This is a genomic window from Acinetobacter sp. CWB-G5, from assembly GCF_019209785.1.
GTDB classification, from domain to species: domain Bacteria; phylum Pseudomonadota; class Gammaproteobacteria; order Pseudomonadales; family Moraxellaceae; genus Acinetobacter; species Acinetobacter johnsonii.
Window position 1 is genome coordinate 836,447 of record NZ_JAHUTF010000001.1, and the last position, 15,468, is coordinate 851,914.

Here is a 15,468-nt window from a genome sequence, read left to right on the forward strand (position 1 = left end):
TTACGCTCTATCAATGTGTGGTCGAGGACAATTGATCTAAGGCTAAATTTAACTGCAACACATTCACTCGCGCTTGCCCATAGATGCCAAACTGTGCAGGCTGAATCTGTTGTTGTACTAAATCTCGCAATTGTTGCTCTGCTAAATGACGTTGTTGTGCCACACGTTTCACCTGCAACAATGCACTTTCAGGTGAAATATCTGGGTCAATCCCGCTGCCCGATGCCGTTACCATCTCATTGGGCACTTGTTGCTCAGTTATCTGATTGTTTTGCGCAAACTGTGCGGTTCGTTCCTTGATCTGTTTTCGCAAATCAGGATTTGAAATTGCCAAATTACTGCCCGCCATACCATCGACACTGTAACTTACCGCACTCGGTCGCCCATGAAAATATGATTCACTGACAAAATTTTGTCCGACCAAACTTGACCCCACCACTTTACCATTGAGTTCAATGACACTGCCATTGGCCTGTTTGGGAAAGAGCAACTGCGCAATGGAGACACTTGCTGTAGCGTACAACACGCCTGCAATCAAGAAACCAACCGCAACCAAACCGAGGCTTGGACGTAAAACTGAATGAACAGGATTCGATAATTGGAGATTCTGTTGATTCAATTGTTCATGCTTCAATAAAGTATTCATCGCTCGCTCCTAAATCCACAAGGACACAACAAGGTCAATTAACTTGATGGCAATAAACGGAAAGACTACCCCACCGACACCGTAAATCAGCATATTACGGCGTAACAATTGCAGCGCACTGGCAGGTTTGAATTGAACACCTTTGAGTGCCAATGGAATCAACATTGGAATAATCAAGGCATTAAAGATCAAAGCGGAAATCACTGCACTGCTCGGACTACCCAATTGCAAAATATTCAGTACCCCAAGCTCAGGAATTGCTACTGCAAACAAGGCAGGTAAGATGACAAAGTACTTAGATACGTCATTTGCCAACGAAAAAGTGGTTAAAGCCCCACGGGTGATCAATTGCTGCTTACCAATTTCCACTACATCTAGCAATTTGGTCGGATCGGAATCCAAGTCCACCATATTGCCTGCTTCTTTGGCAGCCTGAGTACCCGAATTCATGGCTAAACCAATATCTGCCTGCGCCAAGGCTGGTGCATCGTTGGTACCATCACCCACCATTGCGACCAATTTTCCTGCTGCTTGTTCGTTACGAATACAAGCCAATTTGTCCTCAGGTCTCGCTTCTGCAATATAGTCATCCACCCCTGCTTCGGCCGCAATCGCAGCCGCAGTCAATGGATTGTCTCCCGTGACCATGATGGTTTTGATGCCCATTTCACGTAACAGTGCAAAACGTTCTTTAATGCCTTGTTTGATCACATCCGAAAGTTCAATCACGCCTAAAATACTGTGATTTGACGCCACCACCAAAGGCGTAGCACCTTTAGACGCGACTTGTTCAACACGCGTTTTAAGCTCGATATGGTCTTTAATGTCTTGATGGGTGAATTTAAGAATAGCATCCACTGCACCTTTACGAATCGTTTGTCCCGTAGCCAAGTCCACCCCCGATAAACGTGTCGAGGCACTAAACTGAATGAATTCGGCATCTTTTGGCTCTTGGATACTTTCGCCTTTTTCCTTACCCAAACTCACCACTGATTTACCTTCGGGTGTTGGATCGGCAAAAGAAGTCAACATCGCCGCTTGACGTAACTCACTGGGTGTTACACCTGCCAATGGATAAAAAGCGGTGGCTTGACGATCACCATAGGTGATGGTGCCTGTTTTATCCAAGAGCAACACATCAATGTCACCCGCAACTTCAACGGCTTTCCCCGATTTGGCTAAGACATTGGCTTTTAAAGCACGGTTCATGCCTGCAATCCCAATCGCAGGCAACAAGCCGCCAATTGTGGTGGGAATCAAACATACCAACAGTGCAATCAACAAAACCATACTGATTTTGATCCCCACCATGGAACCAATAAAAGGTAATGTCGCTACGACCACAATAAAGGTAATGGTCATAATATTGAGTAAGATACTCAATGCGATCTCATTCGGGGTTTTCTGACGATTGGCCCCTTCCACCAAGGCAATCATACGGTCTAAGAAGCTATGCCCTGCTTCATTACTGACTCGAATAATAATTTCATCAGACAAAACCTTCGTCCCACCAATCACACCTGAACGGTCGGTATTGGCTTCACGCAGTACCGGCGCAGACTCACCTGTGACAGCCGATTCATTGATGGTCGCAAAACCCTGAATAATCTCACCATCCGCAGGGACAATTTCACCTGCTTTGACAACGACAAGATCATCTTTTTTGAGTAGGTTTGCAGAAATCACTGTCGGTACGGTATTTAAATCAAGGATACGATTTGCAGTTAAATTTTCACGCGCCTGACGTAAAGATGCTGCTTGCCCACGTCCTTTGGCTTCTGCCACCGCCTCGGCATAATTGGCAAATAAGACCGTGACCAATAAAATCAAACTTAGGGCTAAACCAAAACCTAAACTGGCATTTCCCATCAAAGTGGCAACAAGGGTTAAAACTGTTCCCACCCAGACACATGCCATCACTGGATTTTTAAACGCGTGTTGAGGCAGCAATTTATGGAAAGTTTGCTGAATAATTTCTTTATTCAAAATATCCATGTGTTGTGTCGCATTTGAATGTTTCATTGTGCTTGCTCCACGCTTAAACTTTTATCGACAAATAGTCAGCAATTGGCCCAATCACCAACACGGGCATGAATTGCAATAAGCTGAGAATCAATACGATTCCGATTAAGGTTAGGGCAAAGGTTGGAGATTCGATCTGTAAAGAACCTTTGCTTTCAGCTGCTTGCTGTTTGGTTGCTAAACTGACTGCAATTAAGACTGGAATGATCAACACGCTATAACGCCCTGCCAATAAAGCGACACTGGCACTCAGATTCCACCATAACGTGTTATCGCCTAAGCCTTCGAAACCCGAACCATTATTGGCATAGGCGGAGACATACTCATAAAACACTTGGCTAATCCCGTGAAAAGCTGGATTAGAATTTCCTGTCATTGATGGGACTGCAATTGCAATCGCAGTCAAACTAAGAATCACCACAGGCTGTAACAAGATCACAAAAGCCAATAACTTAATTTCAGTCACTTCAATTTTTCGACCAAACAATTCAGGGGTACGCCCTGTCATCAAACCTGCGATAAATACCGCGAGAAATAGATAAATAAAGAACTGTAATAAACCGCAACCAATCCCCCCCCAAATGGCGTTGATCAGCATATTGCACAGTTCAATCAATCCCGTGAGTGGTGAAACCGAATCATGCATCATATTGACTGAGCCATTATTCACTTGTGTGGTCAAACTTCCCCACAATGCCGATGCGTCAGCACCGAAACGCATTTCTTTCCCTTCCATCAAAGCAGTATTTGGAGTGAGCGAAGATTTTTCAGCCCACAGGGTCAACAGCGTTGAAGAAAGTGACATCAACAACATGCTGCCAAAAATCATCCACATCAGTTTTTTACGTTGAATAAAACGCCCGACCATAAATACTGCCGATAACGGAATCAGTAAGATCGCGATCATCTCAACCACATTGGACAATGGTGTTGGGTTTTCTAAAGGCACACTGCTGTTTGGGCCATACCAACCGCCACCGTTACTACCCAGTTGTTTAATCGCCACCATCGGTGCAACTGGGCCGAGTGGAATATGTTGAGTTTTGACTTCTGTGCTTTGCTCTAAAACTTGCGCTGTTGGCCCCGCAGATAAGGTTGCTGGCACACCTTGAAAAGTGAGCAGTAAAGAAAAAATAAATCCCAAAGGAATGAAAAATCGAAATAGTGGTCGAATGATATCCATCCAGTAATTACCCAGATTAATGCGATTCCATTTGTTTTGATCTAGGTCTTGTTGTTGAACTGATTGTAAAAATAATGCTCTTAACATGGCAACCAATAAGGCAAGCCCCATGATTGGAGACAAATATTGCAATCCAACAATGACTGTCATTTGCGATAGATAAGACAGTTGAGCCTGTCCTGAATAGTGTTGTTGGTTGGTATTGGTCAGAAATGAAATGCTGGTATGTAAAGCCAGATCCCAATTCATATTTGGAATATGATCAGGGTTGAGTGGTAACCATGCTTGAGTCATTAAAATAGTCACACTCGCCCCAAGCAGTAGAACATTACTCAGAACAAAAGCACCTAGATATTGCCGCCAGTTCATACCCACTTGCTTCACATTTAGAACAGCGTAGATCGGTTGTTCAATCCACTTAAAAAAGCGGTCACTCTTCATTGGTTTGGTTTGCATTACATCCGCAAGATAGTGCCCGAGCGGATAAGCCAACAGCAATGAAAGGATAAATACTGAAATAAATTCCCACATAGCATATGCCATTAAAAATAGGTCAGCTTTAGTATGGAAATTGAGGGCGTAAATTCTCTATATTCAAAAATGCGGATGGCGTAAATTTTGCGTAAATTATTTTATTTAAAATTTAATAAGCATCTTTTTCTTATCATTATTTCAACGTTTTTAGTTCCGATGACAACTCAGTCAAAAAAGTGAAGCAATGATTGGCTTGCTCTTTAGATAACTGAACTTTTGATCACGTGCTCTTTAAACAGCATCAGTTAGATCTAGAAATTGTTGGGCCCATTTCGATTTCCATGCAATTTTTTTCATCTAAGCGAAGAATAATCCAAGGTATCCGCCCAAATAAAGGCAAAAATTCAAAACCGTTCATTTAGAACGTCGAACAGAATGTGAGAGTTTCGGTCGCTGAATAAAATACAATTTTAGGATATTCTCGTTTGGATACATCATTCTACGGTCTTCATCATTTTCTTCATTCAGAAAACATCCGCAACGACCTTAAATACGCATACAGAAAATGAATACTCTATCCATCTCAAGACCTATGACATAAAAAAACTAAAAAACTTCCTCCGCCCCATTTCAAAGTAGTACGAAATGCCTTAAAACAGATTCCAATTTTTAATTATTAACTTTTTTATTTATGCACAACTTGGAATTACTCAAAGCCTTATTCTTAGGGCTTATCGAAGGATTAACGGAGTTTCTACCGATTTCCAGTACGGGGCATTTGATTCTTTTTGGTCATCTCATTGATTTCCAATCCGATGCGGGACGTGCATTTGAAGTCGTGATTCAGCTCGGTGCAATTTTGGCGGTTTGCTGGTTGTACCGACACAAAATTATTGAACTGGTTCGAGGCTTTTTTTCTGGCGACCAACACGCGCGACGTTTTGCCATCAATGTCATCTTGGCCTTCATTCCTGCAGTGGTCATTGGGGTACTAGCGGTTGATTTTATTAAACAAGTGCTATTTAGCCCGCTGGTAGTGGCATGTGCACTGATTATCGGGGGATTGATTATTTTTGCAGTAGAAGCTCGAAAAATTGAGCCTAAAACTATTGAAGCAACGGATATTACCATCAAACAAGCCATTATTGTTGGCTTTGCACAATGCGTCGCAATGATTCCAGGCACTTCGCGTTCAGGTGCAACCATCATTGGCGGGATATTATCGGGGCTTTCTCGTAAAGCAGCAACGGAATTTTCTTTCTTTCTAGCCATGCCGACTATGCTCGGTGCAGCCACCTATGACCTAATTCGCAATGCAAGTGTACTAACCTCTGATAATTTACTGAATATTTCTGCTGGCTTTGTCGCAGCATTTATTGCGGCATTACTTGTTGTAAAAGCTTTAGTGAAATTTGTAGAAAAACATACGTTAAGAGTATTTGCTTGGTATCGCGTCGTTTTAGGTGTGATTTTATTAATTGTATTCTTATAATTGAAAAATTCAAATGAGTAAGACTTTGTTTAAAATGGAGTCTTATTCAAAGAATCATTTTTCTCAGTCTTTTAAGCCTTTCTGCTCCAAACTATACTAGACACCATATTTAAAATTTTAATATGTCATACTTCATTACCACGTCTTCAAGCATTATCAGAATTTTTGGGACGATATTTACGGATACTATTGACCTATCCCTGATTGAATAAATTTAGCTATTAGGAATCTTAGACAGAATTAATACCAATCTAACCCTCAATCAAATTTTACTGAAATCAATACTCTGTACACATCCCAAGAATAAAATTTAATAAAGTCATTAAAGTTAAGCTTTCTAAATAAAAGTCAACTTTCTTCAGGCTAATATAATAATTTTACATCCTTTTTACACAGTTTATTTACAATGCTTTATGTAATAATTTAGATGAAAATTAACAGTTATTTACATCATTACACTTCTTAAAAAGTAATTTTAATGCAAAAGAATTGGTTAGTAAGAACAAATCAAACCATCACTTTCATTCCTATGCTGATTGCCCTTTTTATAGGAATCGTTGGATATGAATGGTTACGTACTGAGCTTGTAGGGAGCTGGGTACTTTTGATTGCTTTTATTTTACTGGGTCGATTTTTGAATTTAATTCAAGCAATGATTCTGAGTATTTTTATTTTTATAGTCTTCTTTATTTATATTTTGTTTGATATCCAAGTCAATACAATCGATACCAATACCAAATTATTGCAGCTTTTCGTTTTCCCTGTAGCACCTATGCTATTGAGTATTTATTATGAAATGATGTCGACCAATCGGCAGACCAATGACTTACTTGATACGTACCGTAAAAATTTAACATATAAAACACTTCCTATTAGTACCTATCAATATACGCATGATCAAGTTCAGCACATGTTAAATCGAGGTCTTATTCCTCAATACAATGAAATTCATATAGAAATTACCAACCATAATTTATTAAGAGATATGTTGCAGGTTGATGAGTTAAAACACCTACAGCAGAAAATTATCAATGTGCTAGAAAATAATTTTGAAACCCCACATTTTTCTTTTACGGATACGCGACTTTCAACTCTCCATGTGATTATGATTGCCGATCAGGACTCCGTGATATCTAAGCAGTTGATTGACAGAATCAAGCAGATTGAACTAATCAAAACGAAAATCACCCATCATTCGCATCTCAAAGGGCAAACTTCTTTTTCAGAGGAAATCCTATGAGTAGCATGATTTTCGCCTGCGGATTATTGATTTCAGTCCATACGCAGCCCGATCCAATCCTTTCTTCTTATTATCAGCAGTATTACCACTGCCGTTTGGAAAAGGCCTCTACAACTCAGCAAAAAGGAATCTCTGATTACAGTCAAATTCCTGAACATTTTTCAACAACTAAAAAATTATGGCCTGTTTTTACAGTTGATCAACTTGACTCTGAAAGCTATAAAAAAATGAAGAGCCAAGGGATTAAATCTGGCCTACTTATTCCTCAAAATTTTATGAGACCTGCCATTTATTTTAAGGTCAAACAGGAGGTTTCTGAAGGAGCAATCCCACTACTCGATCTGAGTAGTGTTGAACCGCAGCACTTCCCTGGTCTAGCAACTTTGGCAACCAGTGCAGGCTTACGCCCTATGGGGGCCTATATTCAAGAAGGCTGGAACCCAAACTTGAAGGTCTTACCACGTGGCTTATATGTTGTTCAAGCGAACCCCGGTCGACTCCCTTTACCTGCACGGCGTATCCAATCAGGCCAACAGCTCTTTTATACGGCTTACACTCACTCACCTTTTAATGGCACTGGAATTGTTTTAAATCCGCAGGTCAGCCTTGCAGAAAGTGATATTGCATATCCTGACTTGGGAATTTCTTGGAATTTTTTAAATTTGCATTTTAATAGCCAGCAAGACCGGATTCACACCAATCTGATTGGTTATGTTTTACTTTCAGCTGGTTTAGTGATTTTACCTTTTCACCTTGTGCTCTCTACTCATTACCCAGGGTTACTAAGCTTTTGGGGTACATCTACCTCTTGGGTATCTGTATTTATAATCATTATTTTAATGCTCATTCTTCTCTCTACTATGCTATGGAGGAGGTTTAAAAAATCATGAGCACTATCGATATTCTTTTTATTATTGGATTTATTGGGATCTGGATTCCTCAAGCTTTTTGGGCTTGGCTTAGCTTTTCTGCTTGGCGCTACTCTATTCGAGCCAGCAAAGAACTGGCCAACCTTCCAGTACCTCCACGCTGGCCCATGCTCAGTGTATTGATTCCTGCTTATAATGAAGGGCTGGTGATTGAGGATACCTTACGCGCATTAGCTGCACAGGACTATCCTGCTGAAAGCTATGAGGTACTCCTGATTAATGATGCCTCCAAAGATGATACACAGGAAATTGCGGATCGTATGGCCGCCGAGTTTCCTGTCATTCGTGTAGTTAATGTCCCTAAAGGCCAAGGTGGTAAAGGAAAATCTAGAACCTTAAATAACGGCCTCAAGTATGCTCAAGGCGAGCTGATTGCCGTTTATGATGCAGATAGTACACCTGAACCCGATTGTGTGCGTTTAATTGCGCAAACTCTATTGGCAGATTCCAGCCTTGTCGCTGTCAATGGAAAAGTACGCACACGTAACTGGAAAGACAGTGCTCTCAGTACATTTATTGCAATTGAATTTATTTATTTTCAATGGATTTTTCAGGGCGGACGTTGGCTACGCTTCCGTCTATCGACATTAATGGGCACCAATTATGTCATCTGGCGAGACGCATTGGATATTTTGGGTGGCTTTGATGAAAAATCTCTAGTTGATGATACAGAAATGAGTTATCGGATTTTTTTAGGTCACAAGCGAATTAAATGGGTACCTTATGCCGTGGGCTGGCAGCAAGACCCTGGTGACCTAGGTATTTTCATCAAACAACGCTCTAGATGGACTCAAGGTAACTTCTATGTAACACGCAAATATTTAAGAACAGCTATTCGACACCCTTTTCCAATTGGAATGGAAATCGGAAATAATATTATGTGCTACATCATGTTTGTTCCAGCCCTGTTCTTAAGTCACTTAACCATGATCATTGGCTTGTTGGGTATTGATGGTACTACTATTCCAGGTCCATTCACCCTACTGTTTATTCTGGCCTTTATCCTTTATTTAATACAAATTTGGTTCACACTTAGCCTTGAAAAAGAAGTACCGAAAAGATTTTATTTCTACGCCTTTATTGCCTATTTCACTTATTCACAAGTCTTTCTGTTGATTGTTTTCAAAGCCGCTTGGGATATGCTGAAAGGAAAAATTAAAGGTGAAGGAATTACTTGGTACAAGACAGAACGGAAGAAGGAAAAAAAATGACCTTGCAGATAAAAACAGCTCCTTTTACATTAATGTCATCGCTCCTATTTCTTGCATGTAGCGCACATGTCCATGCAGATACATGGAAGCTAGATGATTTCATCTCACAGAATATTGAGCAAAGTACGCCTTATTTCTTTTATGTGGCTAAAGGGGAAAGCTGGCAAAACGTCCTGTTCAATAGCCAGTTTAATGTACAGGGCAATAGTACAGTTATTGTGCGCTATGACAACCAGCTTATCCATCAGCAGAACTTAAGTGGTCAAGGCACATTAAGTTTCAATCTTCAACCCTCCCAAAGTGGCTTCCACCGACTCGATATTAGTATTTTACAAAAGCCCTCTACGGAAGAACAAAGCACTGAAAATATGTGCTTAGAGTCTAGTAATCTCTATACGGCGCTAACACAGGCAAGCCTGAGCTATCAGCCACAGCGTGAAGCCCTACAGCTCAATCAGCTACCAGATGCATTGTTTAATAGCCAGCTCAACCGCGGAGAACCTATACAGGCATTACTGCGCTTTGATACTACAAATTTCATGGAAGCTAGCATGATCGGCCGACTTACCACGGCTTGGAACTTTGCTACACCCATACAATGGAAACTGACTGAAAATACAGAAGCCGAACCCGACTTTATTATCAGCATTCAGCGTTCAACCAAATCACTACCGAATGCACAAATTAGTCTGAGTCAAACAAGCCAAACACCCACTTTAAATATTGAATATGAGACAGAACCACAGTTACTGATGGCTATCAATGCTCTGCTCAACCGCCAATATCTAGAACAGCTCAATACCCCAAAAGCATCATTAAATGACCCCGTTGCAAGACCTACATGGGCCAGTTTACGTAAATTCGAGAGCCTAGCTGATTTAGGTATTTCGGATTTTAAGCTCGATAATTCCCCTAAAAACCTTTCACTGGTCTTTCCAGCTGTTTGGGAAGCAACTGATATTTTAAATGGGCAACTTAGTTTTCGTTCTCAAAGTGGACTATTACAGGGATCTACTTTACAAGTTTGGTTAAATGATGGTTTGGCGGGGAGCACCAGCCTAGCTAAGCTAGATTCAAGCCCAGTGGAGCGTCAGTTTGACTTTATAAGTGCCGACTATCCATATACCACTAGCTTTAACATGATGGTCAGCAATACCCAGTTAAATAACAATTACTGCCTCCCAAATGCAGGAAATGCCTTATGGATAGATACGAAAAAATCAAAGCTGAATCTACCGCATCAAATGAAGAAGGGTGTGATCACGCTTTCTAGCACATTTAGCAGTACACCTGAAATTGCTGTCAATACTCCAGCCGCGACCCCAATCGCTATTAGCTTGGCGCAAGTTGCCAAGAAAATGTTGTTGAGTAATGCCCCCATCGGTTTAAATATCACACCACTCAGTTTAAATGCACCGAAAGCCATTAATATCCAGCTTGATGCCCAACGTTATCAATCCGAATTGCAAAAATATGGCCAAACTCTCTATTTACCAACCACAAAAAATGGTGGCCTGATTACAGTCAAAAATGGAAACTTTTGGATCTATAGTGATAATAACTTGGGAGCAGAAAATTTTGCACGATTCTGGCCCGAAATTCAGCAGAAAATACCCAACAATACCACGGCATTATTTATTTCTGCACAAGGGCAAATAACTGTTTTGAATCAAAATATGGTTGAAAAAGCCAAACCGCCGATTATTGAGCAGATTTCTTTACAGACTATTGCTATTATCTTAGGTGTTCTGATTGTTTTAATTATCAGCCTACTCATCTGGCGCAGAAACCGTAAAGCGCAGAAGTCTAAAGAAGAATAAAGATGAAAAAATACCTCCTTTTAGGTTTGTTTGTGCTCCTAGCTATTCCTACTTTGGCTCTGACTAGCTCGTTATTATTCATGACCCGAGCAGATGCACAATCTATTCCTCCTAAAATTGAAGGTATATTCTGGCAAGTCGATCAAATCAGTCATCCATCTGGAAACTGGCATCTCTTGGGTATCGATACATTGGTGACCCAATGGAGTATTGTTGATGGGCGTTCCTTTTTTAAAGAAATTCCCACACAACAATGGGAGCATCAACCTAAATGGAGCTCAATTTCTGAACAGCCTTGGGCAGAAAAGGTTATTTTAGGTTTAGCTGGAAATTATCAGGAACCAATAGCTCGTGAAAATATAGACCAGCTTTTTTCACAATCCCAACAAATAATCCATACTAAGCTGCCTATACAACCTGCTGGTTATTATTTCCCAGTAGAAGCAGATCCAAGTTGGCATGGGGTTGCCAATCTAGCACATCATATTTCCGCGCTTAAACACCCAGTCTGGATTAGTATTTATAGTGCTGATCGTAAATCACCATTTTTACATTATTGGTTAGAAAGCTGGCTACCAGACAATGCTCAGGTTTTCTTTCAAGATGGTGTAGGAGTAGGAACGCGCAGTCCTGAAGAAGCTGCTCTCATTTATAAAAATCTTAAGAATGAGTTTGGTGAAAACCGCGTAGTGATTATTTTAGAGGCTTTTCGACCTAACCCCGATGGGAGTTTTCGTGCAGCTTATCCTTGGGAAATTGCTAAGCAACTGAAAACTTATGCTGGACAACGAATATATATTTTTGATGGACCTCATTATTTAGATAAAGCCAGTGTGTTCTGGCTTTATCTATGGATGAAGATCAATTACTAATTTATTCAGCTACTTTTAAGTCTTGTAGTATTTGCTCAAGGATACGTTCTGAAGCGTGCCCATCACCAAAAGGATTTTCTACTTCCGCATGCTGTTGGTAATAGGCAGGGTCATCCATCAATTGAGAAAACGCTTTGATAATTTTGGCTTTATCTGTACCTACCAGTATCCCACAGCCAGCTTCAACCACTTCAGGCCGCTCAGTTACGTCCCGCAGAATAAGTACCGGCTTCTGATAAGTTGGACTTTCTTCTTGGATTCCACCCGAATCCGTCATAATAAAATGAGCCGCCTGCAATATTGCGAGTAAGTCCGGATAGTCCAAAGGTTTTAATAAATGGACTTGGGGATGCTTCGAAAACTCTTTATAGGCAATGTCATAAACCTGAGGATTAAGATGCACAGGCCAAGCGAAATGTAACTCGGGATAACGCTGGCATAATTCATGAATCACTGCACAGATATTCTGAATCCCCTCACCAAAGTTCTCTCGTCGATGCGCTGTCAATAAAACCAATTGATGATGCCCGCTCAAATTCAGCCCCAATCTTTCTAATCTTTGTTGGGACTGCTGTGAAGAAGACTCTATCAACTCACATGCATCATGAATCGCATCAACGACCGTATTTCCTGTAATAAAAATTTGCTGTTTGGAAATATTTTCTTGGTATAAATTTTCAGCAGAAAGTTGAGTTGGTGCAAAATGCCAACGCGCCAAACGTGAAACCAACTGCCGGTTCCCTTCTTCTGGAAAAGGATGCATCAAATCAAAAGAACGTAATCCCGCTTCTACATGTGCCAAATGGATATTCAGATTAAAAGCCACCAGAGCACCAGCGAGTACGGTTGTCGTATCGCCTTGAACCACAATCACATCACACTTCAGCATTTCACTATAGACCTGATCGAGCTCGCTCAGCGCCTTACTTAATAAAATATTTAAACTTTTTCCAGGTTGCATAATTTGCAAATGATGGTCAATTTCGATCTGAAAAAACTCAATTGCATCTTGCACCAACTCCAAATGCTGGCCTGTGAATACAACATTTACCTCAAAACGTGAATCTTGCCTAGCTTTTAAAATTACGGGAGCCAACTTAATTAGCTCAGGGCGTGTACCAAAAATAAAAGAAAGATAAATCAGCATCGTTAAAAGCTCCAGTAATAGGTCAGTTCAACTCGTGTATTATCAAAAGTTCTTTTCCCTGACACAGGTGCCCCATTGATATATTTGCCATACATCTGCTCGACACGTAATTTGATAGGAAAATTTTCAGGTTGCCATGCAATTCCTGGCCCAAGCTCGGCCAAATTGTTATAAAACTCGTTATTAGAGTCGTTAATAGTGTGTAATTTTAAATAAGCCTGCACATTACCGAAATGATCACGATTCATATTCCAACCTGTGCGTAAGCGCAAATCACCAATTACGTTATAATCTTCACGAGAATAACTCGCAGCATTACCATATAGTTCAGCAAAATATTGATTTTGATTCTGCTTTGGTGTGTGCGTGGTTTCCGTATTGTGCCAATACCATTCCTGATAACCCGCTAGACCAAAGTTAATGCTTTCTCTGAATTTATCCCGATTTAAATCAATCAGGTCATAACTTCCCCCTACTTCCAAATATAAATAAATTGGCCATTCCCAAGGACGATAATTCGCCCCAACACCTAAAATAGCGGCATTCTGATCAATAATTTCAGGACGGGCTCCACCTGTTGAACGTGTATCACGGTTGACATTAGCAAAACCATAAACCTGTCCACGGTTTTCTTCCCCCCAATATCGCCCATACCGTAGTTTTAGAGGTAAAATAGCGGTGTCGTAACGACCTTCAAAAGAAGGCGAAAAGTAAATATCTGAGAAACTTGTTTTAGGTGAACTTCTTTCAGTTCCACTCAAATTTTTCACTGCTTGTTGAGCTTTCTCAACAGTTTCTGGATTTGAAGAATGTTGTAACCGTTTAAATATCTCTAAAGCTTCTGGGTCACGTTGAACAGCATTTAATAAATAAGCTTTTTGTAGTAATAATTCTTCATCTTCTGGATTAAGCGTTAGAGCACGATCTATGTAAGTTAAAGCTTGGGAATTATTTTTTTTTCGTAGTTCTAAATATGCCCATGTTTTCCAAACTTTCGAATCTTGAGGAGTTTTCAAGCTTAATTTTTGTAAAATTTCATTCGCTTTTTCTAAGTCATTATTTTCTATTTGATAATATTCACTCCATAAGGCATATGCTTCAGGCGTAACTTCTACTTGAGCGTGTACAAAGGAACTCACAACTAACACACAAGCACTTGAAACTATATGTAAATTTTTCATTCTAAATAGTAAAATTAGCGGTCTCTAGAACAATATATCAGCAATTTTTTTTTAAGTTTGAGATAGTTAATATTGGTTACCAAACTACATATATTCTTTATAAAAAGTAACTTCAAAAAGCATAAAATTTCAATTTCTCCAGTTTCAATTAAACCAACAACCATCATTCACATATTATCTTTAAATTATAAAAAAATTAAAAACCACCCACCATTATAAATAAAAATATTTCATTCTATTTTAAAATCATATTAACCCTGCATTACATATAGATTAAAAATTCACGTATACTTTTATTTATCCATCCTAACTATTAAATTAAAATTAATTTTAAATAAATCGACCAGATTACATACTTCAATTTGTCTTTATTGCACAAAGATTTAAAAGTTAAAAACTGCATTGAGTAGACGCAGACAACGTGTGGCCGTTTCGAATGTTCCTTTGGCCACAATTTCTTTTACTTTTGATGAAACCTGAAAACGTGTGATTTCATCTAAAGGCAGCTCTAAAAAATCTTCAGTGATGTAATCCAAACGGTATTTAACCGTACTGATATATTTTTCACTAGACCACTGCGGACTCATTAATTCAAACCATTCATCACACACTTGTTTTAAATGATGAGAGACCTTTGATTTACCTGAAACCTCAGCTTTAAAGTCCCGTGCAACTTTTCTTATTTCTTTACAGCCTACTTCGGGATATTCACCCAATTGTTTCCTGGTCTGCTTTCCTTCAATTCGATATGAAAGTACCCATTTCTTTTTCCTAGTAGGAAAAACTTCAATAGAAAGTCCTTCCCCATCTGCAATTGAATATCGCTTTTCTTTTGGTTTAAGACTTTTAACTTGGATGTCTGTAAGCATTCTTGTTGTTACACGCGTGTCACTATTGTGTCACAAGTATATTTGATAGAAAGCAATTATCAATGACTTACAATAACGGACGCTGATAAACAACAGGTAGAAAAAAAGCCCTGATTTATTGCTAAACCAAGGCTTTTATTCACTTTTTTGATTAAACCTGATCATTAGCGATCATCTTTAATCGGGAATTTTGGTGGGGTGGCGGGAGTTGAACCCGATTTGATAAAACCCTATTTAATTCTATTCTAAAATAATTATTTGTATTAGTTCCGACTTAATCTGACACAGAGCTTGAAAAAGAAGAAGTTACCGATTTTGATTAAAGGTGTCGAATCTCAATCAATAAAGGTAACTTCTCATGTTGCATACTAACAATCAAATC

11 protein-coding genes and 1 pseudogene are annotated in these 15,468 nt (G+C 39.6%); 6 read left to right on the top strand and 6 right to left on the bottom strand.

What is annotated here, in order from left to right; all coding sequences use genetic code 11:
* Positions 1–10: 10 nt before the first annotated feature.
* From kdpC to kdpA, 3 genes are read right to left on the bottom strand one after another with little or no spacing between them, the layout of a single operon-like run.
* Positions 11–646, bottom strand: coding sequence for a potassium-transporting ATPase subunit KdpC (kdpC, locus tag KVY11_RS04025; protein WP_218288179.1), 636 nt, complete (start codon positions 644–646; stop codon positions 11–13).
* Between the two features lie 9 nt (positions 647–655).
* Positions 656–2,668: a potassium-transporting ATPase subunit KdpB gene (kdpB, locus tag KVY11_RS04030; RefSeq protein ID WP_218288180.1), complete on the bottom strand. Its 2,013-nt coding sequence runs from the start codon at positions 2,666–2,668 to the stop codon at positions 656–658.
* A gap of 16 nt (positions 2,669–2,684) precedes the next feature.
* Positions 2,685–4,382 (bottom strand): potassium-transporting ATPase subunit KdpA, encoded by a 1,698-nt coding sequence (gene kdpA, locus KVY11_RS04035; protein ID WP_218288181.1) that lies wholly within the window; start codon positions 4,380–4,382, stop codon positions 2,685–2,687.
* A 634-nt stretch (positions 4,383–5,016) separates the two neighbouring features.
* On the opposite strand from kdpA, the gene KVY11_RS04040 reads away from it, so the two are divergent.
* The 6 genes from KVY11_RS04040 (at position 5,017) to KVY11_RS04065 (ending at position 11,889) form a co-directional block, all read left to right on the top strand.
* On the top strand, positions 5,017–5,817 hold the full coding sequence (locus KVY11_RS04040; RefSeq protein WP_218288182.1) for an undecaprenyl-diphosphate phosphatase: 801 nt from the start codon (positions 5,017–5,019) through the stop codon (positions 5,815–5,817).
* A 478-nt stretch (positions 5,818–6,295) separates the two neighbouring features.
* Positions 6,296–7,057, top strand: coding sequence for a hypothetical protein (locus KVY11_RS04045; protein WP_168158487.1), 762 nt, complete (start codon positions 6,296–6,298; stop codon positions 7,055–7,057).
* Positions 7,054–7,947: a hypothetical protein gene (locus KVY11_RS04050; protein WP_218288183.1), complete on the top strand. Its 894-nt coding sequence runs from the start codon at positions 7,054–7,056 to the stop codon at positions 7,945–7,947. Before KVY11_RS04045 ends, KVY11_RS04050 begins: the two co-directional genes overlap by 4 nt.
* A complete protein-coding gene (locus KVY11_RS04055; protein WP_218288184.1) occupies positions 7,944–9,197 on the top strand; it encodes a glycosyltransferase in 1,254 nt (417 codons plus the stop codon). The genes KVY11_RS04050 and KVY11_RS04055 overlap by 4 nt, the downstream gene beginning before the upstream one ends.
* Positions 9,194–11,017: a hypothetical protein gene (locus KVY11_RS04060; RefSeq protein WP_218288185.1), complete on the top strand. Its 1,824-nt coding sequence runs from the start codon at positions 9,194–9,196 to the stop codon at positions 11,015–11,017. Before KVY11_RS04055 ends, KVY11_RS04060 begins: the two co-directional genes overlap by 4 nt.
* A gap of 2 nt (positions 11,018–11,019) precedes the next feature.
* A complete protein-coding gene (locus tag KVY11_RS04065) occupies positions 11,020–11,889 on the top strand; it encodes a hypothetical protein (protein WP_218288186.1) in 870 nt (289 codons plus the stop codon).
* 1 nt (position 11,890) lies between these two features.
* Here the strand turns inward: KVY11_RS04065 and wecB are convergent, their stop codons facing one another.
* The 3 genes and pseudogenes from wecB to KVY11_RS04080 form a co-directional block, all read right to left on the bottom strand.
* Positions 11,891–13,036, bottom strand: coding sequence for a non-hydrolyzing UDP-N-acetylglucosamine 2-epimerase (gene wecB / locus KVY11_RS04070; RefSeq protein WP_218288187.1), 1,146 nt, complete (start codon positions 13,034–13,036; stop codon positions 11,891–11,893).
* A gap of 2 nt (positions 13,037–13,038) precedes the next feature.
* Positions 13,039–14,217 carry a lipopolysaccharide assembly protein LapB gene (locus KVY11_RS04075; RefSeq protein ID WP_218288188.1) on the bottom strand — a complete coding sequence of 393 codons (1,179 nt, stop codon included), beginning with the start codon at positions 14,215–14,217 and terminating at the stop codon, positions 13,039–13,041.
* Between the two features lie 386 nt (positions 14,218–14,603).
* A pseudogene (locus KVY11_RS04080) lies at positions 14,604–15,086 on the bottom strand (tyrosine-type recombinase/integrase); the annotation flags it as partial.
* Between the last annotated feature and the right edge of the window lie 382 nt (positions 15,087–15,468).